This window comes from Bradyrhizobium shewense (assembly GCF_900094605.1).
GTDB classification, from domain to species: domain Bacteria; phylum Pseudomonadota; class Alphaproteobacteria; order Rhizobiales; family Xanthobacteraceae; genus Bradyrhizobium; species Bradyrhizobium shewense.
Window position 1 is genome coordinate 206453 of record NZ_FMAI01000014.1, and the last position, 25024, is coordinate 231476.

Sequence of the window (25024 nt, forward strand, 5' to 3'; positions counted from 1 at the left end):
CATCGGAGCGGCCAAAGAACTCAGCGCGACATCGACGCCGGTCATGGCCATGGCCAGAAAAATGACGGCCGCTAAAAGGTGATGCAGGCGCACAACGGCCTCTCCGGTGAAATTGCCCTGCGCCGATGCCTGTCGGCGTCTCGTCGCAATATGATTTGCGCCCCGGACGTCTTCCTGAGCGTTAGTTCTCCGTTATCGCTGCGTTAAAAGTGATTGCGACGTCGCCAATTTACGTCGGATGTATATTTAGGGGGTATCTCTGCCCAAGATTTGGAAGTGAAATGATAGCCCCGCCGTTGCGCCCAAAATTTAACCTTTCTGTTTTGGGGCGCTTCGTGCTGAACGGCCCGAACGGCGTCGTCAGCTTGCCGAACAAGAAACTGGCGGGCCTGCTGGCCTATCTGGGCTGCACAGCGCCTGTGGCTCAGCCCCGTGAGAGGCTTGCGACGCTGCTATGGGGCTCGCGCTTCGACGTGCAGGCCAGGCAGAACCTCCGCCAGGCACTTTTCAAGCTCCGCCAGATTCTCGGTCCCGATGCTCTCGAGAGCGGTGGCGAGTTCGTATCGCTGAATGCTGCGGTGGTCTGGTGTGATGCCGGACAGTTCGAGGCCCTGGTCCGGGAGGGCGGCCGTGATGCGTTGAGCGCGGCTGCGGATCTCTATCGAGGTCGCCTGATCGACGACGTCGGTGTCAGCGAAGAAGGCTGGAGCGATTGGCTGGCTTTCGAACGCGACCGATTTCAGGAATTGGCTCTGAGCGCGATGGTTGAGCTCGGCGAAAAAGAGCTGGCTGCCGGGCGCAACGACCACGCTTTGAAGGCTGGCCAACGTGCCAACGCCCTCAACAACATGCGCGAGGATGCACACCGGCTGATCGTGCAAGCTCTATCGGCAACCGGACGCAAAGCTGAAGCGCTGAAATACTATCAGGATGTCGTCGCGCTTTTGCAACGAGAGCTCGGCACGGAGCCGGATGCGGCAACCAGGCTGCTCGCCGCCGAACTTCGCAGCGCACAGCAGCCTGCGCAATCGCATCGTCCCACGGACGATACCGTCAGCCCGCTGCGGCAGCGACCCCCCCAGCCATCGATTGCGATGGCAACTCTGGTCGCGCGCGACGATGCATCTCCTGCAATGGCGGTAAGCCCAGGTGATCTCGAGCAGCGCCAGCTGACGATTCTGGTCTGCAAACTGGTTGATTCGCTTTCGGATCGGCTCGATGCGGAAGACGTCCACGATCTGATCGCCGTCTTCCACAAGATGGCCGCCGAGCTGGTGGCCCAGTTCGGCGGCTTCGTGGCGCATTACCAGGGTGACGGCGCGCTGGTGTATTTCGGTTATCCCGCCGCGCATGAGCATGACGCCGAACAAGCCGTGCGCGCCGGCCGTGCCCTCCTCGATGCGGCCGTCACATTGAAAAGCTCTTTCGGCGTGACGCTTCAGGCCAGCGCCGGAATAGCCTCCGGGCTCGTCGTTGTTGGCGAAAAAGCCACGGCCGGCGACAAGCGACAGCATGTTGCGATCGGCGATGCACCGAACCTGGCGGCGCGGCTGCAGGCGGCGGCTTCATCCGGTGAGGTCTTGATTGCAGACAGCACGCGACGTCTGGTCGGGCGGATGTTCGATTGCAGCGCATTCGGTGCCATCGGGGGCAATGGGCTGGCGGCGTGGAAGGTTGACGGCGAGAATGTCGCAGCCAGCCGGTTCGACGCCCGCCGGGGAACGGTGATGTCCCCCCTGATGGGCCGGCAGGAGGAGATCGAGCTGCTGTTGCGCCGTTGGGCTCAGGCTCAACTCGGTGAGGGTCGGGTCGTGCTGCTTTCGGGCGAGCCCGGCATCGGCAAGTCGCGAATTGCCGAAAGCCTGCTGCCCACGCGCGACGGCGAGCCATTTGCGCGCCTTCGCTTTTTCTGCTCGCCGCACTACACGCATAGCCCGCTCTACCCGCTCACTGCGCAGCTCGAGCGAGCCGCGGGCTTCGAACCGGGGAACAGCGACAGCGCTAAGTTCGACAAGCTGGAGGCCTTGCTCAAGCTAACCGCTAAAAATGTACCACGCGATGTGGCGCTCATTGCCGAGCTGTTGGCGCTTCCGGCCGACGAGCGGTATCCGGCGTTGGAAGTCAGCCCGCAGAAGAAGCGAGAGATGACTTTCACGGCGCTTCTCGACCAGCTCGACGGTGCCGCGACACGAAGCCCCATCCTGATCCTGTTCGAGGACATCCACTGGATTGATCCGACGTCGCTCGATCTGCTCGATCGACTGATTGCCCGCGCGGCTACCATGCCGGTGCTGTTGGTGGTCACGTTCCGGCCGGAATTCCAGCCGACCTGGGTCGACCAGCCGCATGTGACGATGCTGCCCTTGAGCCGCCTCGGCCGTCGCGACAGCGCCGGCATCATTGAGGGTATCACCAAGGGCAAGGCACTGCCCGAGGCTGTCGTCGAGCAGGTGCTTGCACGCGCCGACGGCGTGCCCCTGTTCATCGAGGAGCTGATGAGCGCTCTGCTGGAGAGCGGATTGTTGCGTGACACCACGGACGGCTACGCGCTCGACCGACCGCTGCCGCCTCTTGCAATACCATCGACGCTGCGGGCCTCTCTGGTGGCGCGCCTCGATCGCCTCACCTCGGTCAAGGGCGTGGCGCAGATCGGCGCCGCAATCGGACGCGAGTTCTCTCATGAACTGATCACCGCGGTGGCATCTTTGAGTCCGGAAGACCTCGACGAGGCGCTGCGACGGCTGACGGTCTCCGGCCTCGTCTCGCGGCGCGGAACGCCGCCGATCGCGACTTATGCCTTCAAGCACGCGCTCGTGCAGGACGCCGCCTACGCCACGATGCTCAAGAGCCGGCGGCGGCAGCTGCATGCAAACATCGCCAATGTGCTGGTCAAGCAGTTCCCGGTCATGACCGAAACCCTGCCCGAGGTTGTCGCCCACCATTTCACCGAGGCCGGCTTTGCGAGTGAGGCGATCGAGTATTGGCGCAAGGCGGCCCGGCTTGCGCATGTGCGATGGGCGCTCCGCGAGGCCGTCGAATTCTTCGAGCAGGCGCTCGGAGTTCTCACGACCCTGCCCGAGAGCCCGTCAACGCTGGAGCAAGGCTTCGATATCCGCCTCGAGTTGCGACAGGTGGTGGTCCAGCTTGGTGAATTCCGGCGGTCGCTGCTGCGTCTGCGCGAGGCCGAGGCTCTCGCCGAGCGGATGGACGACGATCGCCGGCGCGGCCGATTCTGCGCGGTCATGACCGGCATGCACGGTGGGCTCGGCGAGCTGGACGACGGGCTTACGTGCGGCACTCGCGCGCTTGAGATCGCCGGGCGCCTCGGGGACCTGAGGCTTCGCATCCTTGCCACGAGCTTTGTCGCGCAAGTGCATTTCTTCCGGGGCGAGCATGCGCGGGTCGTGGATCTGACCACCGACAATCTTTCCGTTCTGCCCGCCGGTTGGGGTATGGATAATTTCGGAATCGCGGCTCCGCCGTCGGTTTACGACCGAGGCTATTTGATCCTGAGCCTTGCGGAACTTGGCCGGTTCGAAGAAGCGACCGAACCTGCGGCCGAGGCGATCCGGCTCGTGGCATCGCCGCTGGGTGCATACGCTGCCGGCTGGGCTCACCTCAGCGATGGCACGGTTCACGTGCTACAAGGCGAGTGGGCGCAGGCACGCCCGGCGCTCGAGCACGCGATTGCGGCGATCAGGACGGGAGACCTCCCCCTCCTGCTTCCCTTATCGGTCGTCTTCTCCGCCTGGACCCTGGCGCAGCTCGGCGATGCGAGCGGGGCACTGAGCATGCTTCGGGAAGGTGAGCAACTTATCGAGCGTCAGGTCGCGGCCGGATACGTCGGCAATCTCGGATGGCTCTATCCTTGGCTGGGTCGAGCCGCGCTGTCGCTCGGTCGTCTCGACGACGCGCAGCGTCTCGGGGATTGCGCACTGGAGTCCTCGCCGCACCAACCCGGATTCGCGGCTCATGCGCTGCACCTGCTCGGCGAGGTCGCGATTCACCCTGACCGGTTTCATGCCGAGCGCGGCGAGAGGCATTTTCGCCAAGCGCTGGCACTTGCCGAACCGCGCGGCATGCGCCCGCTCGTCGCCCACTGCCAGTTCGGCCTCGGCAAGCTCTACCGGCGCAAGGGCACGCGTGAGCAGGCCAGGAAACACTTCGCCACCGCGACCACGCTGTACCGCGCAATGGACTTGCCGTTCTGGCTGGAGCAGGTCGAGTCCGAGATGGGGTAGCTGTCGCCGACTTAAGCGGCACGACTCAGGTGTCTCACCCAGCTGTTTCTCTGGGCCGTAGGTTTTGCGGGATGAAGCGGCTGAAAGAAGACCGTCTGAGCCAAAGCTTGATCAGGATAGGGAGCACCAGGACCGGGATGACGCTCGCGGCAACGTAACCCTCCGCAAGAGGTGGCAGACCAAAGCCTGCCGCTGCCCACACCAGGATGACATTACGGTTTCCGCTCACGAGGCCGATTGTCCCGGCGGTTTGCGATCCCAGTCTTGCGAATGTCAAAGTCGCGAGCCCGCACAGCCCGAAGTTGGTGACCACTGCCGCAGCGAACATCGCATCGAAGCGCAAGGCATTACTCATCCAGTGAGTCCGAATGCCCTGCGAGGTCGCCAGCCCGACGATGATGAGTCCGATGACGGCAACCCCGGTGGCAGCGCCTTGATCGGGCAAGACGGAGAGTAGCTTGCGGTGAAACCGGACCGCCAGAAAGGCGACCAGGCCTGCGGCGCCGATGATACTGAACAACCGGATCGCCAGCGCGGCCATGTTGAATTCAATTCCTAGTCCGAGCGCGGCGGCAAAACACGGGATCGAAATCGGCGCGAGCAGGGTCAGCGCGATGGACACGAGTAACGCCAGACGCGGCCGCAGACCGAGCATCCCCGCAATCGCGGCGGCGCTTCCGACCGGCGGCGCCAGCAGCGAGAGCAGGACACCGGCCCGCAGCGAAGGATCAAGCGGAAGAAAGGACAGAAGGATGGCGGCAGCCACAGGGAGCACCAGGCCAACCCAGGCAAGCACGAGGGCCATCAGAGGAAGGCGAATCCCGGTTTCAGGCGGAGCGAGACCGGCGGTGAGGAACGAGCCAAGTGTCAGGAGGAATGCTGAAAAAGGCAAAAGTTCGTAGCCGAAATCAGCGAGGGGATGGATCAACAGCCCTGCACCAAGCGAGATCACCAAAAGCGTCGGTCCTTGTCCGCCCAACGCGGACAATAACTTGCCAACAATCTGCATGCGCGCCCCTCGCCTGGTTGCGGATTTGCCCTGGTGGGCCTCTCAAATGCTCCGCGCAGCGCGAAGCAGTCGTATTCGCGATCAGCCCCTTGAAGCCTGTCGAAGCCGTTGCCGATGCTGGTCAGACGCTGAAATGAACTATTGAAAAAAAGCACGCATGAGGAGCGCCAGGTCGTCGATCAGCCGCCATTGAAAAGACGGACGTCATGTCGTGGAATGCTCCACCCGAAGATCTTTGATCGTATGGTGTCTCGCGGAGACATCGAGACTCACGCGTTTGGTCGAGCGCACGTCCGACGCAGCAATCGGATTAGGATCTCGGACGGTCTGCTCCAGTCGCAAAGGTTCCCAGAAGAACCGCAACGCTTCGGCTTGCGCCTCGTACAAGCCGATCCCGATATCACGAAGAAAATCGGGGTTGTCTCTGAGATCCGCGCGCAACTCTGCCCTGAAACAGGCTCGCTGCCACCAGGTGGCAGGCAGGCTGAAGATTGCACCGAGGCCCAGACGATCGTCGGCTGATTCAAGCTGTGCATAGGCGCGCATGGTGGTGCTCCGATTTTCTGCAACCTTGATGTGCCGGCACATCGTTGCGTGACGCCGCAATTGAGCCTGTCGCCGTCGTCGCCGGCGTTACTCGGGCGTGATCGCAGCGTAATTTTTGCTAGGTGGACCGTGATAATGTGTAAAATAGCCCTCCCGGAGTACCATCACCGTGCAAATCCCACGTGCGCCAATGGACAGCGCGCCGAAGCCGAAGTTTGGTCTTTCGTTGCTGGGAGGCTTCGAGCTGACCGGACCGGACGGCCTTGTCGACCTGCCGAGCAAGAAACTTGCGGGCCTGGTGGCCTATCTCGCCTGCACCGCGCCGCAGCCGCAGCCGCGTGAGAGGTTGGCGGCCCTGTTGTGGGGTTCACACTTCGACGCCCAGGCCAAGCAGAACCTGCGCCAAGCCCTCTTCCGGCTGCGCAAAGTGCTCGGCGAGGACGCTCTGGAGAGCGACGGCGAATTCGTATCGCTCAATTCGGCGGCCGTTGCATGCGATGTCAGCCGGTTCGAGGACCTGATCCGTGAGGGCAGTCGCGATGCGTTGAACGCAGCAACGGATCTCTACCGAGGCCGGCTGATCGACGATGTGAGCGTCAGCGAAGAGGGCTGGAACGAATGGCTCACGGGTGAACGCGAGAGGTTGCTGGATCTCGCCCTTGGCGCCCTGGTCGGGCTCGGCGAACGGGAGCTGGCCGCCGGCCGGCCCGAACATGCGCTGAAGGCCGGCCAGCGTGCCATCGCGCTCAACAACATGCGTGAGGACGCCCATCGGCTGATCGTACAGGCGCTGGCCGCCACGGGACGCAAAGCCGAAGCGCTCAAGCACTACCAGGTCCTCGTTGCGATGCTGAAGCACGAACTCGACACGGGGCCCGATGCCGCAACCATGTCGCTGATCGCCGAGCTTCGCACCACGGAGCCGCCGGGCAGACCGTCCTCCGTCAAGGTCGCCAGGCCCGCGCCGCCGCAACCCGACCAGCCGTCGGTCGTGGCGCTGCCCGTTGGCTATACAGGGCGAGACCACAAAGAAGAGAACGCCGAGAGCCCCGCCGTGGTCGGCGATCCGGCATCGTCAGCGGTGGCAGCCCGCTCCGGGAGCCCCGAACGACGACAGCTGACGATCGTGGTCTGCAATATCGTCGGATCGGTGCCGCTTTCCGCGCGCCTTGACCCCGAGGAGATGCACGAACTCATTGCGGCCTTCCACAAAGCGATCGCCGATGCGGCGTCGCGATTTGACGGATTTGTCGCCCAGTATCTGGGCGATGGGGCGCACCTCTATTTCGGCTACCCCGCAGCCCGAGAACATGATGCTGAGCAGGCCGTGCGGGCGGGCGCGGCCATCCTCGACGCGGTCGCCATGCTGAAAGCGGCGTCCGGTGTGACTGTTCAGGCGAGCGTCGGCATTGCCACCGGACTCGTTGTCGTTGGCGAGCGGCCGGCGCTCGGCGACACACGACAGCTTGTTGCGATCGGAGAGGCACCCAACGTGGCGGTGCAGCTGCAGGCCCTGGCATCGCCCGGCGAGGTGGTGATCGCCGCCGGCACGCGGCGGCTGGTGGGGCGGATGTTCGACTGCTACGCGCTCGACGCTATCGAGATGAAGGGCCTTCCGCTCCCGGTGGAGGCTTGGCAGGTGCGTGGCGAAACGGCGGGTGTGAGCCGGTTCGAGGCGCGGCGCACCGGCGCGCTGTCCCCGCTCGTGGGCCGGCAAGAGGAGATCGAGCTGCTGCTGCGCCGTTGGGATCAAGCCAAGCTCGGTGAGGGGCGGGTTGTGCTGCTCTCCGGCGAGCCCGGCATCGGCAAGTCGCGTATCGCCCAAAGCCTGCAGGCCCCGCGCGAGGGCGGGCCGCGAGCTTGTCTGCGCTATTTCTGCTCGCCCCACCATACGCAGAGCCCGCTCTACCCGTTCATCGCGCAGCTCGAGCAGGCGGCGGGATTTGAGCCGAGCAGCGCCCCCGGAGCGAAGCTCGACAAATTGGAGGCCTTGCTCAAGCCGACTGCGAAAGATCTCCCCCGCGACGTTGCGCTCATTGCGGAGCTGTTGGCGGTGTCGGCGGACGGGCGCTACCCGGCGGTGACGGTCAGCCCGCAACAGAAGCGCGAGATGACGCTCACGGCGCTACTCGACCAGCTCGACGTTGTGACCACCCGGAGCCCCGCCCTGATCGTGATCGAGGACGTCCACTGGATCGATCCGACATCGCTCGACCTGCTTGACCGATTGGTTGCGCGCGCCGCCAATTTGGCGGTTCTGCTGGTCGTGACGTTCCGGCCGGAGTTCCAGCCGACCTGGGTCGGCCAGCCGCACGTGACGATGCGGCCCTTGAGCCGCCTCCTCCGTCGCGACAGCGCCAGCATCGTTCGGAGCATTACCGGGGACAAGGAGCTGCCCGGCGCAATCGTCGAGCAGGTCGTTTCGCACACCGATGGTGTGCCGCTGTTCATCGAGGAGCTGACCAGCACGCTGCTCGAAAGCGGGGTGTTGCGTGAGACAACGGACGGCTACCTGCTCGACGGACCGCTGCCGCCGCTCGCGATTCCGACATCGCTGCAGGCTTCGCTGGTGGCTCGTCTCGATCGGCTTGCCTCGGTGAAGGATGTCGCGCAGATCGGTGCGGCCATTGGCCGGGAATTCTCGCGTGAATTGATTGGCGCGGTGGCGCCGCTACCCCCGGGAGACCTCGACGCGGCGTTGGAGCGGCTGACGGCCTCCGGCCTGATCTCGCGGCGCGGAACGCCAGCGGAGGCGACTTATTCATTCAAGCACGCGCTGGTTCAGGACGCCGCCTACGCCACGATGCTCAGGAGTCGGCGGCGGCAGTTGCATGCGGACATCGCCCATGTGCTGGTCGCGCGGTTCGCGGCGACGGTCGAACGCCTGCCCGAGCTCGTCGCCCATCATTTCACCGAGGCCGGGTTTGCGAGTGAGGCGATCGGCTATTGGCGCAAGGCGGGTCAGCTGGCCAGCGCTCGGTCGGCCGGACGCGAGGCCGTCGCGTTCTTCGACCAGGCACTGCATCTGCTCAAGACGCAGCCGGAAACCCAGTCCATGCTCGAGCAGGGCTGCGATCTCCGTCTCGAATTGCGTCCGGTGCTGCTCGAACTGGGCAGAGGCTCGCGGATGCTGGAGTGCCTGCGCGAAGCCGAAGCCCTCGCCGAGCAGCTGAATGATGACCGCCGGCGTGGCCGGGTCTACGGATTCATGACGGTCGCCCACTCGTTGCGTGGCGAATTGAACGAGGCACTCGCGGCTGGTTCACGCGCATTGGAGGCCGCCGGCCGCCTCGATGATTTGAGACTTCGGATCGTCGCCACGAGCCTTCTCGTGCAGGTGCACCATGCGAGGGGTGAGTATGATCGGGTGATTGAACTGGCCACCGGCAACCTCGCCGCGCTGCCTGCCGATTGGCTCCACGAGACTTTCGGACTTGGCGGGCCGCCCTCGGTTTGGGATCGGGGCTGCCTGATCCAAAGCCTCGCCGAGCTCGGGCGATTCGCCGAAGCGACCAAGTACGAAGCCGAGATGATCCGCCTCGCCGAACCGACTCAGCATGCCTTTACCATCAGCATGGCCCTGTTCTCCGCGAGCTCGCTGCATCTCGCCAGGGGCGACTGGGTCGAGGCGCGCTCCCGGATTGAACGCTGGGTCGTGGTGGCCCGCACCGTAAACTCCCTTCTCCACCTTCCCTGGGGGATAGCCTCCTCCGCCTGGCCCCTGGCGCAACTCGGCGACGCAAGCGAGGCGCTGGACCGGATCAGCGAAGGCGAGCCGCTGCTCGAACGTCAGGCAACGATCGGACTCCTCGCGTCCATCCCCTGGTTCTTCGCCTCGCTGGGGCGCGCTTGCCTGCTGCTCGGCAGGCTCGACCAGGCGAGGCGTCTCGGCGATCGGGCGCTGGAATTCTGTGCGTCCCAACCGGGGTTCGAGGCCCATGCGCTGCACCTGCTCGGCGATGTCGCAGCCGCCCCCGATCAATTCGATGCCGAGCGCGGCGAGACTCACTATCGCCGGGCGCTGGCGCTCGCCGAGCGGCTCGGGATGCTGCCCCTCATCGCCCACTGCCACTTCGGTCTCGGCAAGCTTTATCTGCGCGCCGACACACCGGATCAGATCCGGGATCACCTCACCATCGCGGCGACGATGTATCGCGAGCTGGACATGCCGTTCTGGCTGGAGCAGGCCGAGATGAGCAAGCCGGTCATCATCGCGGAACCATCGCGATGATGCGGGATCGCCAGTCTGCCCTGATCAATCGTAGTTGACGTACAGCGTCTCGGAGAATGCGCCGCGCTTGCGCAGCTTTCCCCTGGAGCCCTCGGCCCGACGCAGATTTTTCCGTTTCAGGAGCGCTTTCAGCATCAGCGGCAGCAGCGCATTGTTCATGTGAATCCCGAAACATTGATGCAGCCCATAGCCAAAATGGACGTACTCATGGGGCAGCCGTCGCGGGTTGAACGTCAGCGGATCGGTCAGCCGCCGCTCATCCATCATGGCTGAACTGAACGCCACGTACAGACTTGCGCCTTCGGGCACATCGGTCGAGCGCGAAGTCCCCTTCGCGATGGATGCGACCTTAACGGACGTGCGGGTCAGGAATGGTGCAAGCGGGTCGAAGCGCATCGCCTCGAAAACGTAGCCTGCCAGCAGCTTGTCGTCGCCGGCGCGCGCCGCCTGTTGTGCTCCCTCCAATGCGTCCGGACGGCGCAGCAATTGCTCCAGCGCCTGAGGCACGACCATCGGCGGCTGCGGCGGGCCTCCCACGATGAAACCCATCAGCGAACTGCGGATCTGGTCATCGCTGAAACCGGGGACGCCTTGTGCCTGCATGACCAGGCAGCGACCGAGCACGTCGTCCTGACTGAGCCCGGACGTTCGCCGCGCGTCCATCAGATTCTGGATATGGTCGCGCAACGCCGGCGCCATCACGTCGACCTCTGTTCGCAGAGAAGGATCGTTGCCGCCATCGGCGAACTGGAATTCGAACAGCCGGGTCGCCGAGACGCGCAGGTCTCCGCCGGGCGGATCCGTCACGCCGAAATAGCCGGCGTACAGCTCGAATGTGATACGCCGGACCAGCGCGTCGACGACTTCGAGACTCCCGTTCGATTCGGTGACGATCATTTCGCCGAGCCGCTCCACCTCGGGAGCGAGACGCTGCGGAATGTCGGCAGCCTGCACGACCTTTCGCATCGCGCCGGTGTCCCGGCGATATTCCGGCGTATCGTCCATGCTCAGAAAGAACGGCTGGTGCCCCATGATGACGTCGAGCTTCCCGGCATAGGGGACGCGGAACGCGGCATCGTTGAGGAATGTTTCGCGCACGTCGTCATAGCGCGTGACGACGAAATTATTGCCGATCCGCAGGATAGGACGAACGGTGCGCAGGATCCGGAACACAAGCGGCAACTGCTCCGCGATCCAGGCCATGATCGTGGCCTTCAATCCTGTCGCGGCGGGACGCAGAACGTCCGGGGAGGCCGTCGTTTTCATATCGTCGCCAGATAGTTGAGTGCCGGAATGCTGGGCAGAAAGAAATAATCGCCCCCGGCGCATTGGATGAAGGTTTCGACGTCCACGATCTTCCGCAATGGCTGTTCATTGACGGTGAAAGGGCCCTTTGGTCCGATCAACGGATCGGTTTCGTTGAAGAGTGTCGCGAAGTTGTGATTGAGCAGCCACCGCTGCTGGATGAATTCGAATTGCCTGGCGATGTCGGTGTTGAGGCACATGAAGAGCAGCCCGCGCTCGACATTGTCGTCCTGGTCGCGCTGCTGGATCGTGCTGCCGTACTTGCGGGCGCGCCGAAGTATCCGGTGATTGTTGGCGGCATCGAGCAGGGTCTGAGCCGACGCCATATCCTTGGCCAGGCTGTCACGTGGGTTGGCCCGGCGGACGTGCGAGCCGACCGGGCAGCCAAACCCCTGCGGATCGGTTTTCTTGAACAGAAAATCGTTTCGCGGGAAATTGAACTGGTCCGGCGGCAGGACCTTGCCGTCAGGACAAAGCAGATGACCATCGATGCTTCGGCCGATCACCCGCTCGGCGAGCCACAGATCGGAGACAGGCTTTGCGGACGGGTCTTGCAGCGACAGCCTTTCGGCCTCATCCTTGAGCGATTTCCAGAACGCCGCGACGTTTTGTCGAAGCTCGCGGACCACCATGTAGCTGCCGTTGAGGCCGAAATTCAACAGTCCCTCCGGCACGCCCGCAGCCGTGAGGCCCGCGGCGCGCGCCTTGCCGTCTTCGCTGTCTTGTATGACCGGCCCGGGGCTCCTCTCGTTGTGCAGGTCGTTGTGACCGATCAGGATGTCGCCGAGCGGGACGCCGTTCCAGTAGTTCTGCGGCGCGGGCCGGCCATCAAGCAGAACCGTTGCGTCGCCGGAGCCGACATTTTCGTAAGGCAGCGGCTGGGATATTCCATCCGCGAAACCGAAATGCTCCCGGCCGACATTGTTCTGATCCAAGCGGAGGTCGAGCGACAGCCGGTGCACGATCCTGACGTTCCAGGGAGCCAGCGCCTGCTCGACCGTGCCGGCCCACGCGGTAACGGCGGCCTCATCGGTATCGTAGAGCAGCAACAACGCGTGCACCGTGGTTGCGGTTTTGACCTGGCGCTCGTCGCCTTCGGGGCTGCCGCCGACATTGCCGAGCGGACTTCCCTTCGGTTGCCCCATCAGGTTCTTCCGCGCTGGAATGTTGGCGCTCCACACCGGCCCGCCGTCGATGACGGTCGTCTGCCAGGCGTCGTTGATCCTGTCGCCCAGGCGGCGCAACCTATCTTCCTGGTACATACCCTCGCTGAACGGTGCCGAGAAACTCGTAAGCCCCGCCTCCGAAAGTCCCAGGTTCTGCAAGCCGGTCCAGGTGAATGCGATGCATGCCGCGCGCTCGTCGGCTCCATCCGCATCGGTGATCGGCGCGACCCGCATCAATGTCTGTAGCCAGGAGCCGGCCGGCCCCTGATCCGCGCCGCCGGTAGCTGGTTTCGGGTCGAACTCCAGAAACAGCGCCTGCGCAGCAGGCAGCGAACCGAAGCCGCTGACAATGATGCCCTGGGTCTGCACGTCGTGCGGAGATGCGAGCTTCCAGTTTGGCGCCCTGTTGCCGGAGTTCGTCACAGATCCAGCGCCCATGCCATTGCCTCTTCTGGTTTCAACGAGGTTTGCCGCAAGCCGTCGGCAATGCGGGTGTTGCGCTCGATCTGATCGACCGTGAGGTCCTTGTAGGCGCTGAACCAGAATCGGCTGACCGCCATCGAGTGCCGCGCCCAGGCCTTGAACTGACGCCCATGGCTGGCGCCATCGAGCACCAGGAAGCGGGTTGGCGGGAAGCCCACCCCACTGCCCCACGACAGGGTCAGGCCCCCATGCGCTTTCTCGATGAAATCGTCGAGATAGCTGTCCCAGCCGTGATCAAAATTGCTGAAGAACACCAGGCGGCTGCCGTTGTTCAGGAACGCCCAATGGGCGAAGTGAATGGTGCGCATGCTGCCGAGATAGCCGTCGGTCGCCACCACCCTGATGATCAGGCCGAGGCCCAGATGCCCCGCCCGAAACAGCGCCATGCGCAGCACGCCGGGTTTGACCAGGACAATGCTTCCCATGTGATTTTGCGGAATCCAGTCCTCGCGATGCGTCATCTTCCGCAATTCGCGCTGATCGACCGGAGGCGCGTCCTGGGACGAGTCGCGCCGTTCGAGCAGACGCAGCCAAAGCACGATCGCCAATATCGTAAAGCCGACGCTGACGAGACCAAGCTTGACGATTCCGAAGGTTGGCCACCAAAGCGCGCTGAAGTGGAGGCCCGTGACTGGAACGGCAACCAGCGCCGAGGTGCAGGTTGCGACAACAAGATACAGCCCCAGCATCACCAGGACCCAGAAGGCCAAGCCAGCCGGATGGGCCAGCGATGTGACCTTGTTCTGGGTCGAGAGACTTTTGGGTGTCAGCCCGCCCGACGGGGCCGGCGCGCCCTTGCCCGTCAGCGGCTCTCTGATGCGCCAGAGCCAGACACCCACGACAGCGATCGCGACTGCGAGCAAGCCATAAAAGCGGAGCGGCGGTGTGATCAGCGCGAACGCCATTCCCGGAATCGAAAGACAAAACAGCGCCACAAGGACGAAGACAAGCAGCCGCGCCATATCCTTGATCCGCCCGGCCCAGGAAACCCTCACCGGAGCGGACGTACCGAGCCAAGAAAATTGCGGCAGCATCGCCGCGCGCAGTTTCTGGTGGATTTGCTGCGCGGAGACCCCGCGATACGGGCTGGCCGATGCCGCATCAGTCGCTGCAAACTCAGCCTGGGTCGCCAGGAAGAGTTCGCCTTCCTGCAATATCCGGTCTCTCGCCAGTCCCCGATTGCCCTGATGGAAAGCGCTCGGCGTCAGCGTCCGCCGTTCGAGGTACGGGGCGATCGGATATCGCGACTGATCGGCCGTCACGGCGTCGTAGAGCGGGCCGTCGCTGTCACCGGGGCGCTTGCAACAGCGCAGCATCGGCCGGAGATACGGCCCCAGCCTTGCTTCGATTTGAGCCCAGAAGGGGCCGGGCTCGCCGTCGAAATTCGCCTCGATGAAAAAAACCGGGTCATAGTCGGCGCTGAAAAACACCGACATCGACATGAAATGAAGCAGCGGCACGCCGGCTTTCAGGCCCTCGTAGGACTGGGCCATGCCCTGGCCGGGATTCTCCTCATCCCGTTTCAGCTTTTCAATGATGAGCGAGAGCTTTTCGGCACTTTCAGGAATGACCTCCAGCGCAATAGACAAAATTGTCTGCCGCATCGTTCGTTCCCAATCCCGATTCCGCGTCCAGTCCAACGGCGTCAATTCGTATTGCCGACAAAAAGGTTCGTAACTCTATCTCTGCTGGCAGCTGATACGGGGAGCCGAACTCGATATCTTTCGCAAGTTGCCGGCACACCCGATTGCTACTGCGGACATCAAGACGAGTTTTGCGGGAACTGACAAGGGCAGTTCGGGGCAAAACAACGATTTCTGTTCTTGCCGGTTTGCCCGCACCGCGGATGACCGCCTTGCACCAACAGCTGGCGCTCCAATCACTGCTCAATATGTCAATCCTGTGCTGGAGCTGTCTCGCGCCACCTGGATCGCGAGCAAGCCAAGCTTGTCCCAATCCCCTGAATTTATGGGTGGATTCACCCGCTCGCGTTGACGAGCCGCTACCATCGCGCGCAATGGATCGCAGAAGATCGAAGGCGAGCAAAATCGTAGAATTTGGTAGCGGGAGAGCAACTCGCCCGACCTGAACCCGAGAAATCAACCGCCTGAGAGCACAACGGTCGCGCCTCGATCAAAAGCCACCGGCGGGGCCTTCCCTGCCGCTTCTTTGAAGTTTCGGGCCTCTTCGGCGAGCCGCCCGGCCTGGACGCGCTTCAGATTTCCGGCGGTGCGTGCACCATCGTCTCCGGTAAGACACAGGTGGTACCCTGACGAACGAATGGTCTCACTCTCGCTCATCAAGGAGTTCGCCTAAGCGATTCTTAAGCTTCGACAACTGACGTTATCGAAAATCCGTCGTGGGACCATGCCCCCTCCCAGTCGGTCTCGTCCTGCAAAGGTCAAAGATGCAGGAAGCTCGTAGCTTGTCACCGTAGCTCGTCACGTGTGCAATTAGCCGAGTTGTGGAAATCGCAGATTCTTCAGAGAGCTGGTCGGTCGGTCGGTCTGGAGGAGCGGTGATCCTCCATCAGTCGGGACATGTATTCGCCGACACTCCGATTCGACCAACGCAGCACTGATAAGGTTTTGTTAGAAACCTTATAAGTTGAAGAACTGACTCAATTTTCGACCAAACCTTGTCAGTGCATTGAACTCAAGCTGTTTGCTCGACTTCAATCGAGGAATCCCAGTCCGCTCCAACGAGCGGACCGCTCATAACGGTCTGGTTGCAGGTTCGAGTCCTGCCGGGCCCACCATGAATATCAGTGACGCCGGGCCGGTCCGAAACAGCAGCTCAGGCCGAATGGCCGCTTTGCCTCGCCTCCCCGCGTAGTCCCGTCTTGACCAGCAGCAGCTTCTGGCCAGCGAAAGATGACCTCAGCTGGTGCAGCAACACTTCCCACCGGATGATTCGACCAGCGCTCAGGACGGAGACAAGCCCTAAAGCAATCAGCAGCATGCCAAGCCAGGTCCAGACCCACCCGTCATCGCCCGCCTCGGCGGTGGAAAGTGCGAGCGGCATCACTGCGGCGGCAACGACGTGACTGGCGGCCGGCGTCGCCGCCAGGAGTGCCTCAACGTCGACCTGTCGCGGCGTGATCTCGTCAGCCTTGAGCCGGTCGCCTTTGGGAAGGGGAGCCCGCGACGCGCGGTTTGCGATCCCGGCGGCGAGGACGGGACTAGCATCAACCACCTGCGCGGGCAAGGACGGGCCCGGCGGGGGCGTATCCGCAGGTGCGGAGCGCGGCAGCTCCGCGCGCGCATCCACCACCACCTTCCGCTTGCGCAGCGCGGTCTGGTTCTCTTCGGACATGGGGACACCATATTTGGCGACACGATGTTTGATGGCGCGTTGCTGAACCAGCTTCTTCACCGTCTCTGTTCCTTCGGCGACCTGGAACCAGCATCTGCGCTGGCCTTCCACCCGATAGACCCAGTGCTGGCCATCAGCGGTCGACTTGCCGGGCCGCGTCAAGCACTCCGCTTCCGCGGAAGCGCGCGCAGGGGCTGTGGCGGGACCGGCATTGAAGAGTTCGGAAAGGGAGGCCGAAAACGCGGATGATGTCGACAGACCCGCAAGAAGTGCAAAAGCGACGTAACAAATTCGCAAATGACCGGACATGAAAAACCCCGGTGTTGCGCCCCCTGCCCGGACGGGAGTTTTGGCCGTTACCTGGGTCGCAATGCGACTTAAATCCGGCAACGCGGTGGATTCATTTTGGCCGCAGGCGAGATGCAGGGGACCTCCTGGCCGTCAGCTCGATTGTCCCCTCAAGGTCGCACTTTCAAGCATCGGCGAACGCAAAGTTGCAAGGGCTGTGACCCTACCCGAACGGATGTAGCCGATGTTACGGCTGCCAGACGAAGCGCTATATCCGAACTGACGACTGGGCTTTCGACCTTCCCGGGATGACATTCTATGCAGAACCCGTCCGATTGCGTGGAGCGATTGCGATGAGGGAGGCTAGGATGGATTTTTCGCGGATGTCGGATGGGATCCGGCTGCACCACGCCTCTCATCGGCACGATGGGTACGATGGCGACGACGAAGCGAGTCCGGCACCGAGCGCCCCTTTCCTGACCGACGCGGTCGGCGGTGGCATCCTGGTCCATGGTCCCGACCCGTCTGCAGGTCGATTTTCAGGTCAATTTGCAGGTCCTGAAGCGCACCCCATGAGCGCGAATACCCAGCATCATGACTCCGACCCGACACAATCCAAACATCCCGCATCGGGGATCGACACAGGCGGCCACGCCGGCAATCACGCTGCGGCGGGCCTGGATGTTTCGTCCATCACGCCCGCTTCCGGCGCATCCCATCCCGAGATGGGCATTGCGACAGTCGAGAGCGGAGCCAACACGGCCGGGAACGGCGGAGATGGCTTCTTTTACGGAAGTATCATTCACGCGTCCCTGTTGATCTACGAACCGATCAACATTTCGATCAGCGTGGGATACGGCTCGGTCGCCCTGGCCAACCAGCCCAACAATTTGAATGTCGATCAATCCGCTTTTCAAATGGCCGGCGTCGGCGGCCATGGCGGCAATAACAACATTGCAGCGGGTGGGAGCATCAGTACGTTTTCAGGCTCCGGCGTGATCGCGAGCGGCGACAACAGCGCCGGAAACGGCGGCAGCGGCCATTTCTCGGGTGCGATCGTGGACGCTCCCGTGGTGATCTATCATCCGATCAATATTGCGTTGGCGAGCTCGGGCGGCACTGCACATGCGAGTCAGTCGAACACGGTGGACATCGACCAATCGGCCACGCAGATCGCGGGCGTCGGCGGAAGTTGCGGACATGGCAATGTGGCCGCCGGCGGCAGCGTCATCACGCTCGACCCCAGTTGGGGATCGAGCGTCTTTGACGTTCAAACGGGCGGAAGCCAGGCCGGCAATGGCGGTGACGGCACGTTCCACGGGGAACTCGTCCATACCTCGTTTGTAGTGTACAACCCGATCAACATCGCAATCGCGGGCTATGGCTCCAGCGCTTACGCGGTCCAGATAAATGATGTCTCCGTGGATCAATCCGCGGTTCAGATCGCTGGCATTGGCGGGCACGGCGGCAACGACAACGCCGCAGCTGGCGGCCATGCAAACCTTATCTCCCATAATCTGTGGGGCGGGTCCGATACGATCGCGACCGGTTCGAACAGCGCAGGCAATGGCGGCAACGGTTATTTTGCGGGCAGCCTGATCGACGTCAGTGTCGCGATCTATGCACCCATCAACATAGCAATCGCAGGTCCACATTCGACGGCCGTGGCCGATCAGGTCAACAACGTGCACATCGACCAGAGTGCGACCCAGATCGCCGGCGTTGGCGGGGACGGCGGCTACGGCAACCTCGCGCTGGGTGGCGATGCCGCGCATCTCTTGTCGGATCTTCACCTGGTGGCATAACGAAACATCGCATCGCTCGCATGGCCGATCGCATCGCGGCACGCGCCGTCGCCGCTCTTCGCATGCAAGGTCCACGCAGAGGCGCCCCCCCGCAATGTCGTACCTTCGTACGTAGGCCCATCAAACCGGATGGTGTTCGATTTGACATCTATCGCTCTCGCGCACGGGCGGATCAGACTTGCCGTGCGCGTCCGTCTGATCGGGATGGATGTTGCACGACAGCCAACAAAACGACGGAGGCCTCAAATGATGCCAAAGGCAATCAACATCTCGGATACGATCAAAGTCAAATCGATCGATACCGGTGGTCAAAGTGCCGGAAATGGCGGCGACGGTACTTTCAAGGGAGCCATCATCAGCAAGCCGACTGTCAACTACGATCCGACCAACAAGGCGGAAGGCGCCGACGTGCACGTGAGCACCGGCGATCACGTCAAACAGACGGCGGATTGGGATGCCGGCGGCGCCAACGCCAAGGCCTCGGTGTTCTCCAAGGCTCATGGCGGAGACGCCGAGTCGAACGGCAGCCAGAAGTCCTACAGCGGCTACGATACCTCCAAGGTCTACGCCAATACCGATGCTACCCAGATCAACAAGCTCGCGGTGGACCAGCACCAGGAAGTCGTCGCCGGCATCGGCGGCGATGGCGGAGACGGCAACTTCGCATGGGGCGGCGGAGTGACCTTCCATCTCGACACGCTCTGACGAGCCGCTCGTCCGACTGGCGGGACCGGCTGCCTCAGCCGCCGGTCCCGGATTTCACGCCAAAGATCCACCGATGCCGTTGCCGGATTGCGTTGACCATCAGTCAAGTGCGCCGGACCGCGATTTCAGGCGGTGACGATCATGCTGATGCCGCCCATTCGGTTGCCGATCCTGCCGCAGATCCGGACGCCACTGCACACAGCCCTCCGGTCCTGCGTGAGACCGCTAGGTCTCGTATTCGCATATAGCTGCAGTTACAATCTTCTACTGTTTGCGCCCTCCATCTATCTTCTTCAGATCTACGACCGGGTGTTGTCGAGCCGGAGCGGCGACACGTTGCTCCTGCTCACGCTCATAGTCGCGATCACAGTAGTCGTCGGCGGCGTGTTCGATGCATTGCGGCGCGCCGTCCTTGGACGCCTCGGCGGCTGGCTCGACGATCGCCTTCGTCCCTGCGTGCTTTCGGCCGGCCTCGAATCGGCGTTTCGCAGCGATTGGACGCAAGCGTCGGGCGCATATCGGGATCTCACCGTGCTGCGCCAGTTCGTCGAGTCCGGCTCATGTACGATGCTGTTCGACGCGCTCTGGGCGCCCTTGTTCCTCCTTGTCCTCGTTCTGATCCATCCCCTGCTTGGCGTGGTGGGCACCTGTTGCGTCGCCTTCCTGTTCGCACTCACGGTCGCCGGAGAGCTAGTCACGGAAGACGCTTTGCTCAGGTCCAGCGCCGCGCTCTCCAGAAGCTACGGTCGCCTTCAGACTGCCGCGGGCAACATCCACATGATCCGCGCCATGGGAATGTTCGATAGCGCTGCGCGCATGATCCACCGTGACGCGCAGCACGCGCGCAGAGAGCACGATGTGGCACTCCGGCGAGGCGAGATCGTCTCACTGGCCGCCAAGCCGGTTCGCGCGCTGTCGCAGGTCTTAATCATGGGGGCTGCCGCGTGGCTCGTCCTCGATCACGGGAAAAGTCCGGCAATCATCTTTGCTTCTACGCTGATGTTCAGCCGGGCGCTCGCGCCGGTCGAAAGTGCGGTCGCAGGCTGGAAATCACTCGTGACGGCCGTGAGCGCCTGTCAGCGGCTCGGAGCACTTCTCGCCGCATTCCCGGTCGCCCGGCAGGAGAGCGCGAGGGTTTTCCCGCCGCAGGCGCGAAGCGGCCTCGTCGTCGACAATGTGGGCGTGTGGCTTGCGGGGACCGACCATCTTCTGCTGAACGGCGTCTCCTTCAGCCTCATGCCCGGAGAATGCCTTGGCATTATCGGTCCGTCCGGGTCGGGCAAGTCCTTGCTCGGCCAGGTGATCGTCGGGCTGTCGATGCCGGCGCATGGCCGTGTCCTCCTCGACAATACCGACGTCTCGCTGCTTCGCGAGGGCCGAAACGGCGACGGCCTCGGATATCTCCCCCAGGACATCAATCTGATCGGCGACACCATCAACGACATCATCGCACGCCTTGAAGATGCCGACCGGAGGAAGGTCGTCGAAGCGGCCAAGCTCGCCGGAATCCATGGGGCGATCATGCGCCTGCCGCAGGGTTACGACACGGTGGTTCACAGTGAAACAATCTTCTCACGCGGGTATCGGCAGCGCCTCGGTCTTGCCCGCGCATTTTTCGGCAGTCCACGCCTCATCGTTCTCGACGAACCCAACGCCAGCCTCGACTACGGGGGCGAGCGAATGCTCCTGGATGCCATCGAGCGCATGAAGCTCGCGGGCGTCATCCTCGTCGTCGTCACTCACAGGATGGGTCTCCTCGCCGCCACGGACAAGATTGCCATCATGGAAGACGGTGCGGTCGCCGCGTTCGGCGACAGCGAGGACATCTTTGAACGGCACCTGAGCCGACCCCAGGTTACTTCGCAGGTTACGCCATGATCTGGAATTCTCTCACCATCTGGAAGCATCCTGCCGTCTCGAGACTTCCCATGATCAGGGACCGGCTCATGCGAGCGCTGGTGTGCCCCCCGCCCGCCCGACGATCTGGCGTCGTGGTAACCGCAATCGACGATTTCGAGCCTCTGGAATTTCCATGGTGCTCGACGCCTACGCCGACCTCGCCACGCGGAAGGCTTCGCGCTATCACCGTCGCGGGCAATCTGCTGGTGCTCTGCTTCATGCTGGGGCTTGGTACATGGGCGAGCCTCGCGCCTCTCGAGAGCGCCGCGATCGCCGCCGGCGTCGTGGAATCGGAATCGAGCCGGAAGACGATCCAGCATCTGGAAGGCGGCATCGTCAGCAAGATCCTGGTTTCGGATGGCGATATCGTGCGAACCGGCCAAACGCTGGTCGCGCTGGAGGACACCCGGGCGAGCTCGGAGATGCAAAGCCTTCAAGGCCAATTTTGGGACGCAGCTGCTCGTGCCGCACGGCTTCAAGCCGAGCAGCAGAGATTCGAAAGGATCGCAATCCCGGACGCGCTGGAACAGGACAGCAAGCAGAGCGGGGTGGCCGCCGCTGCGGTGTCGGCGCAGCAGTTCATTTTCCAGGCACGCCTGCAGGTTCACGAGTCGCAGCTTGCGGTCATTCGCGAACGAAGGCGTCAAGTCGAGAAGGAGATCGAAGGTCTCAAGGCTCAGGAAACCGCCACCGGGCAGCGGGTCGACATCGTTCGGGAGGAGCTGGATATGGTCGCGACCCTCGTCAACAAGGGGCTCGAACGGAGGCCGCGGCTTCTGAACCTGCAGCGGGAGCTGGCCGACGTTGAGGGCCGCCGCGGCGAGATCGCCGCGCAGATTTCCCGCGCCGCGCAAGTCATCAGCGAACAGCAGGCCACCTTGTTCAAGCTCGAGAGCGAGAGGCAGAACGAGATCGCACAGTCGCTTCGTGAAGCACAGAACCAGATATTCCAGCTCCGCGAGCGGTTGCTTGCGGCCAGGGACCAGCTATCGCGAACAGAGATCAAGGCGCCAGAGGACGGCGTGATAAACGATTTGCGGATTCATACAGCCGGTGGCGTCATCGGAGCGGGCGCTCCGCTCATGGACCTGGTGCCCCGGCAAGACCGTCTCATCGTGACCGCGCGCCTGAGGCCCGAGGATATCGATGTGGTTCATCCCGGCCTCAATGCCGAGGTTCACCTCGTACCGTACAATCAGCGTCGCGTGCCTCGCCTGAAGGGAACTGTCGTGCACGTATCCGCAGACCGGCTCCTCGACAAGCGTACCGACCAGCCATACTACGCGACCAAAATCCGAATCGACGACGCGCAGATCGTCGCAAACGACATCCAGATCGTCCCCGGCATGCCGGTTCAAGTGTTCATCACGACAGGGCGCGGTACCGTGGCTCTCTACGCGCTCAGGCCCCTGCTCGACAGCTTCCGTGGTGCATTCAGAGAGGACTAAGTCTCCTGCATCGGACCTGCGCCGGGGTCGTGGTCGCGCCCCTGCGCCGGCAGCCGGCCGCGCCAGCGGAGCACGGCTTCCGTCCGATTGTGCGCAGCACATTTCCGCATGATATGCTGGATGTGCATTTTGACTGTGCTTTCCGAGAGGTTCAATTTGGCGGCGATCAGCTTATTGGGCAGGCCGAGCTCCAATTCCGCCAGAACCTGTTGCTCACGAGGCGTGAGATCCGTCACGCTCCTTTCGATAGCCACTCCGGCTCCCTCGTTCACAAGATATGCGCGCGCAAGCCCGCGTGCATCTGGCGCCTCGAAATCCGGTATCCTGTTCATGCCGGCGACGGGCAACGGCCTGTAGACGCCGCCGACAAGGACAAGGCGCAGGCCAGCTATGGCGATCTCGATCGGCAACGAGGTAGAAAGAAATCCGCGCACGCCCCGCTGCATCGCGGCCTGCACGGTCGGCTCGTCGTCATGGTTCGACAGGATTGCAACGGCGGCGTTGGGACAACACTGCGCGACGAAGGCGAGACTGCCCTTAACCGAGGGATCGTCGATGGGCTTGTCTGCGATACTCAGCACCACCAGACGAACATCGCGGGTTGACGTGGAGTCCAGGCTTTCGACCGTTGCCATGTCGAGGATCTCGAATTCCGCCAATTCCCGCCTGAGGACGCTCAGAATACATGTGCGAGGCAACAGGAGCGGTTCGACGATTACCAGAACCGGAAAGTGAAGCGATCCATCGAGCCGCTTTGAGGAGTTGGTTATGTCGTCCATGATTTCCTCGAGATGAAAAGAGCTTCCGCCAAATTCCCATTCCGTATTGCGTCTCCCCTGCTGCTGCATTCATCCTGAATGATCATCACGAGAGCGGCGCCGTCCCGCCGCCAGTGCCCTGTGCACTGCCGGGTTACCTGACGCCTGGGTGGAAATTCTTTCCGCTCAAATCATTTGGGCGCGTACCGCGCGGTGACGCAGTCGACGCATTTCCCTAATTGCAGATATTTCGATACGCCGTTGACGCCGCCGACCCCGACTTGCCGTCGACGACATATGCTTCATCCTCCTTCACGAGATAAAGAAACGGTCTCTCTCCGGTCTCGCCGCGTGGTGCGCTTCTTCCCTTCACACGCCCGCAAATCGTATCCACGGGGCGTCCAAGCGTGTTCTTTCGCATCGTGCGCTTCATTTCGGTGAATTCGGCCGATCCTGGATCCTCCATCTTCGTAGCGATGGTGACCTTCGCCTTTTCTAGGACAGAATCTGATACTTCCGCGGGCCTTTCGGATGCCGGGAGGCTGATCCTCGTCCGCGGTGACGCCGCTTTGGCGAGGTCGACCGATCCGCTCTTCTTTGGTGATGATTTCTTGCCGGACGTTCCCGGAGTTGCAGAATTGGATTTGACGATCACGGGATCCGGCGCCAATGCCGTCGGCGCTGGCTGCGCGGGTCGGGCGACCGCAACCCGGTCGAAACAGGGTCGTGACGCACACCCAAGGAAATACCCTCGGGAAGGCGCGAACCAGCCAAAGCCGATCAGGACTCCTGCCAGCACTCCAACAAAAAGCAGTCCCATCCGATTCCCCTTCCTGGGAGCTCGGCTCGCACTCGTAACTAGGACTAATTCCGCGCTGGTGATCCATCTGTTGCGCAAAAGCGTTAAACGCCCATTAAGCGCGCAGTGGCGCTCTTGGACCCCTCTGCAACTTGCGTGTTCGAAGGTCCGCTTTGCACCACCAAAGGATGCCGATGACCGGCTTATGGCCCACAGGAATTCCGGAGCACCGCACCAGTTTCGCACCAGAAACGCGTGAGCGAAACGGAGCGAAGGCGACTGGGATCGAGCAAGACCGCAGGAAGAACAACGAAGCTGACCAAGTCCTGCCGGGCGCACCAACATGATCAACAACTTACTTCGTTCTCATTGCCCGCGACGCAGCCGCCGCACCAGAAACCGCACCAGATACGTGCACTTTTCGTTCGTGCGCGGTCGTAAGGTGTCCGACAAGTTCGCCTGCTCAACAGTGGATGTGACAGTGCATCTATGATCCTCGCCTTCCCGGCTGACGAAGGACTGACGGAAGCAGTCTTTGCTTGGCGATAATGTCGGCCATCTCCGGCAAAGCGGAAGTCAGCCATGGCATCAATCAAGTCCGCTAAGGGCCATGAGCGGACTTGGTCTAGCCTGCAAGCGTGGCAGGGCCTGCCGAAAACGAACTTATTGGCTTGCCGCCGCAGCGGCAGTCGCCACATATTTCGTGTAAAATTCGGCGACCCGGCCGCGCCACATACCGACGAACGCCTCTGAAGTCACGTTGTCCACCGATTTCCAAGTACGCTTGAACGCTGGAAGTGCATTGCCCCAGATAGCGCGTTTGCACCACCTTCCGCCCTTCTCCTTGCCTTCGCTGGTGGCGCACATGGATTTCCAAGCGATGCGAGCGGGCTGGCTGATGTGCTCAGCGGCGCCTTCCCAGCCCTGCTGATGGATCAGGTAAAGATCGCTCAACTCCGGCTTCCGATGCGTGATCCACTCGAAAAGGATGCCTTCGGTAATGACCTTATAGGCGGCCGCAACGGC

General features: G+C 62.6%; 14 protein-coding genes and 1 pseudogene. 6 read left to right on the forward strand and 9 right to left on the reverse strand.

The window, feature by feature from the left end; translation table 11 throughout:
* Positions 1 to 281: 281 nt before the first annotated feature.
* Positions 282 to 4241: a BTAD domain-containing putative transcriptional regulator gene (locus tag GA0061098_RS25785; protein ID WP_091963117.1), complete on the forward strand. Its 3960-nt coding sequence runs from the start codon at positions 282 to 284 to the stop codon at positions 4239 to 4241.
* A 34-nt stretch (positions 4242 to 4275) separates the two neighbouring features.
* On the opposite strand, the gene GA0061098_RS25790 is transcribed toward GA0061098_RS25785, so the two are convergent.
* Positions 4276 to 5250, reverse strand: coding sequence for a hypothetical protein (locus tag GA0061098_RS25790; protein ID WP_091963119.1), 975 nt, complete (start codon positions 5248 to 5250; stop codon positions 4276 to 4278).
* A 204-nt stretch (positions 5251 to 5454) separates the two neighbouring features.
* Positions 5455 to 5796, reverse strand: coding sequence for a hypothetical protein (locus GA0061098_RS25795; protein ID WP_129590927.1), 342 nt, complete (start codon positions 5794 to 5796; stop codon positions 5455 to 5457).
* Positions 5797 to 5986: 190 nt separating this feature from the next.
* Between GA0061098_RS25795 and GA0061098_RS25800 the strand changes: the two genes are divergently transcribed.
* Complete coding sequence (locus GA0061098_RS25800) at positions 5987 to 10027, forward strand: BTAD domain-containing putative transcriptional regulator (protein ID WP_091963123.1); 4041 nt, start codon at positions 5987 to 5989, stop codon at positions 10025 to 10027.
* A gap of 24 nt (positions 10028 to 10051) precedes the next feature.
* On the opposite strand, the gene GA0061098_RS25805 is transcribed toward GA0061098_RS25800, so the two are convergent.
* The 4 genes from GA0061098_RS25805 to GA0061098_RS25825 form a co-directional block, all read right to left on the reverse strand.
* A complete protein-coding gene (locus GA0061098_RS25805; RefSeq protein WP_165637596.1) occupies positions 10052 to 11245 on the reverse strand; it encodes a cytochrome P450 in 1194 nt (397 codons plus the stop codon).
* A gap of 44 nt (positions 11246 to 11289) precedes the next feature.
* Positions 11290 to 12867: a Dyp-type peroxidase gene (locus tag GA0061098_RS25810; protein ID WP_165637597.1), complete on the reverse strand. Its 1578-nt coding sequence runs from the start codon at positions 12865 to 12867 to the stop codon at positions 11290 to 11292.
* A gap of 50 nt (positions 12868 to 12917) precedes the next feature.
* A complete protein-coding gene (locus tag GA0061098_RS25815) occupies positions 12918 to 14585 on the reverse strand; it encodes a hypothetical protein (protein WP_129590930.1) in 1668 nt (555 codons plus the stop codon).
* A gap of 1192 nt (positions 14586 to 15777) precedes the next feature.
* Positions 15778 to 16605 (reverse strand): hypothetical protein, encoded by an 828-nt coding sequence (locus GA0061098_RS25825; protein WP_129590931.1) that lies wholly within the window; start codon positions 16603 to 16605, stop codon positions 15778 to 15780.
* A 347-nt stretch (positions 16606 to 16952) separates the two neighbouring features.
* Here GA0061098_RS25825 and GA0061098_RS25830 point away from each other — a divergent pair, with 347 nt between their 5' ends.
* The 4 genes from GA0061098_RS25830 (at position 16953) to GA0061098_RS25845 (ending at position 22441) form a co-directional block, all read left to right on the forward strand.
* Positions 16953 to 18389 carry a hypothetical protein gene (locus tag GA0061098_RS25830; RefSeq protein ID WP_245323575.1) on the forward strand — a complete coding sequence of 479 codons (1437 nt, stop codon included), beginning with the start codon at positions 16953 to 16955 and terminating at the stop codon, positions 18387 to 18389.
* Positions 18390 to 18635: 246 nt separating this feature from the next.
* On the forward strand, positions 18636 to 19094 hold the full coding sequence (locus GA0061098_RS25835) for a hypothetical protein (RefSeq protein ID WP_035705682.1): 459 nt from the start codon (positions 18636 to 18638) through the stop codon (positions 19092 to 19094).
* Between the two features lie 141 nt (positions 19095 to 19235).
* On the forward strand, positions 19236 to 20972 hold the full coding sequence (locus GA0061098_RS25840) for a type I secretion system permease/ATPase (RefSeq protein WP_091963195.1): 1737 nt from the start codon (positions 19236 to 19238) through the stop codon (positions 20970 to 20972).
* Between the two features lie 50 nt (positions 20973 to 21022).
* On the forward strand, positions 21023 to 22441 hold the full coding sequence (locus GA0061098_RS25845; protein WP_245323577.1) for an HlyD family type I secretion periplasmic adaptor subunit: 1419 nt from the start codon (positions 21023 to 21025) through the stop codon (positions 22439 to 22441).
* Here GA0061098_RS25845 and GA0061098_RS25850 read toward each other — a convergent pair.
* The 3 genes and pseudogenes from GA0061098_RS25850 to GA0061098_RS25860 all read right to left on the reverse strand — a co-directional run.
* Complete coding sequence (locus GA0061098_RS25850) at positions 22438 to 23220, reverse strand: helix-turn-helix transcriptional regulator (RefSeq protein WP_091963197.1); 783 nt, start codon at positions 23218 to 23220, stop codon at positions 22438 to 22440. The genes GA0061098_RS25845 and GA0061098_RS25850 overlap by 4 nt on opposite strands.
* Before the next feature lie 214 nt (positions 23221 to 23434).
* Positions 23435 to 24019 (reverse strand): hypothetical protein, encoded by a 585-nt coding sequence (locus GA0061098_RS46280; RefSeq protein WP_245323579.1) that lies wholly within the window; start codon positions 24017 to 24019, stop codon positions 23435 to 23437.
* 642 nt (positions 24020 to 24661) lie between these two features.
* Positions 24662 to 25024 (reverse strand): annotated as a pseudogene (locus GA0061098_RS25860) (transglycosylase); the annotation flags it as partial.

What these genes read in the sequence shown, in the direction of transcription:
- GA0061098_RS25785 (WP_091963117.1), top strand. Translation starts at nt 282, where the DNA reads ATGATAGCCCCGCCGTTGCGCCCAAAATTTAACCTTTCTGTTTTGGGG.
- GA0061098_RS25790 (WP_091963119.1), bottom strand. Translation starts at nt 5,250, where the DNA reads ATGCAGATTGTTGGCAAGTTATTGTCCGCGTTGGGCGGACAAGGACCG.
- GA0061098_RS25795 (WP_129590927.1), bottom strand. Translation starts at nt 5,796, where the DNA reads ATGCGCGCCTATGCACAGCTTGAATCAGCCGACGATCGTCTGGGCCTC.
- GA0061098_RS25800 (WP_091963123.1), top strand. Translation starts at nt 5,987, where the DNA reads ATGGACAGCGCGCCGAAGCCGAAGTTTGGTCTTTCGTTGCTGGGAGGC.
- GA0061098_RS25815 (WP_129590930.1), bottom strand. Translation starts at nt 14,585, where the DNA reads ATGCGGCAGACAATTTTGTCTATTGCGCTGGAGGTCATTCCTGAAAGT.
- GA0061098_RS25825 (WP_129590931.1), bottom strand. Translation starts at nt 16,605, where the DNA reads ATGTCCGGTCATTTGCGAATTTGTTACGTCGCTTTTGCACTTCTTGCG.
- GA0061098_RS25830 (WP_245323575.1), top strand. Translation starts at nt 16,953, where the DNA reads ATGGATTTTTCGCGGATGTCGGATGGGATCCGGCTGCACCACGCCTCT.
- GA0061098_RS25835 (WP_035705682.1), top strand. Translation starts at nt 18,636, where the DNA reads ATGATGCCAAAGGCAATCAACATCTCGGATACGATCAAAGTCAAATCG.
- GA0061098_RS25840 (WP_091963195.1), top strand. Translation starts at nt 19,236, where the DNA reads ATGCTGATGCCGCCCATTCGGTTGCCGATCCTGCCGCAGATCCGGACG.
- GA0061098_RS25845 (WP_245323577.1), top strand. Translation starts at nt 21,023, where the DNA reads ATGATCAGGGACCGGCTCATGCGAGCGCTGGTGTGCCCCCCGCCCGCC.
- GA0061098_RS25850 (WP_091963197.1), bottom strand. Translation starts at nt 23,220, where the DNA reads ATGGACGACATAACCAACTCCTCAAAGCGGCTCGATGGATCGCTTCAC.
- GA0061098_RS46280 (WP_245323579.1), bottom strand. Translation starts at nt 24,019, where the DNA reads ATGGGACTGCTTTTTGTTGGAGTGCTGGCAGGAGTCCTGATCGGCTTT.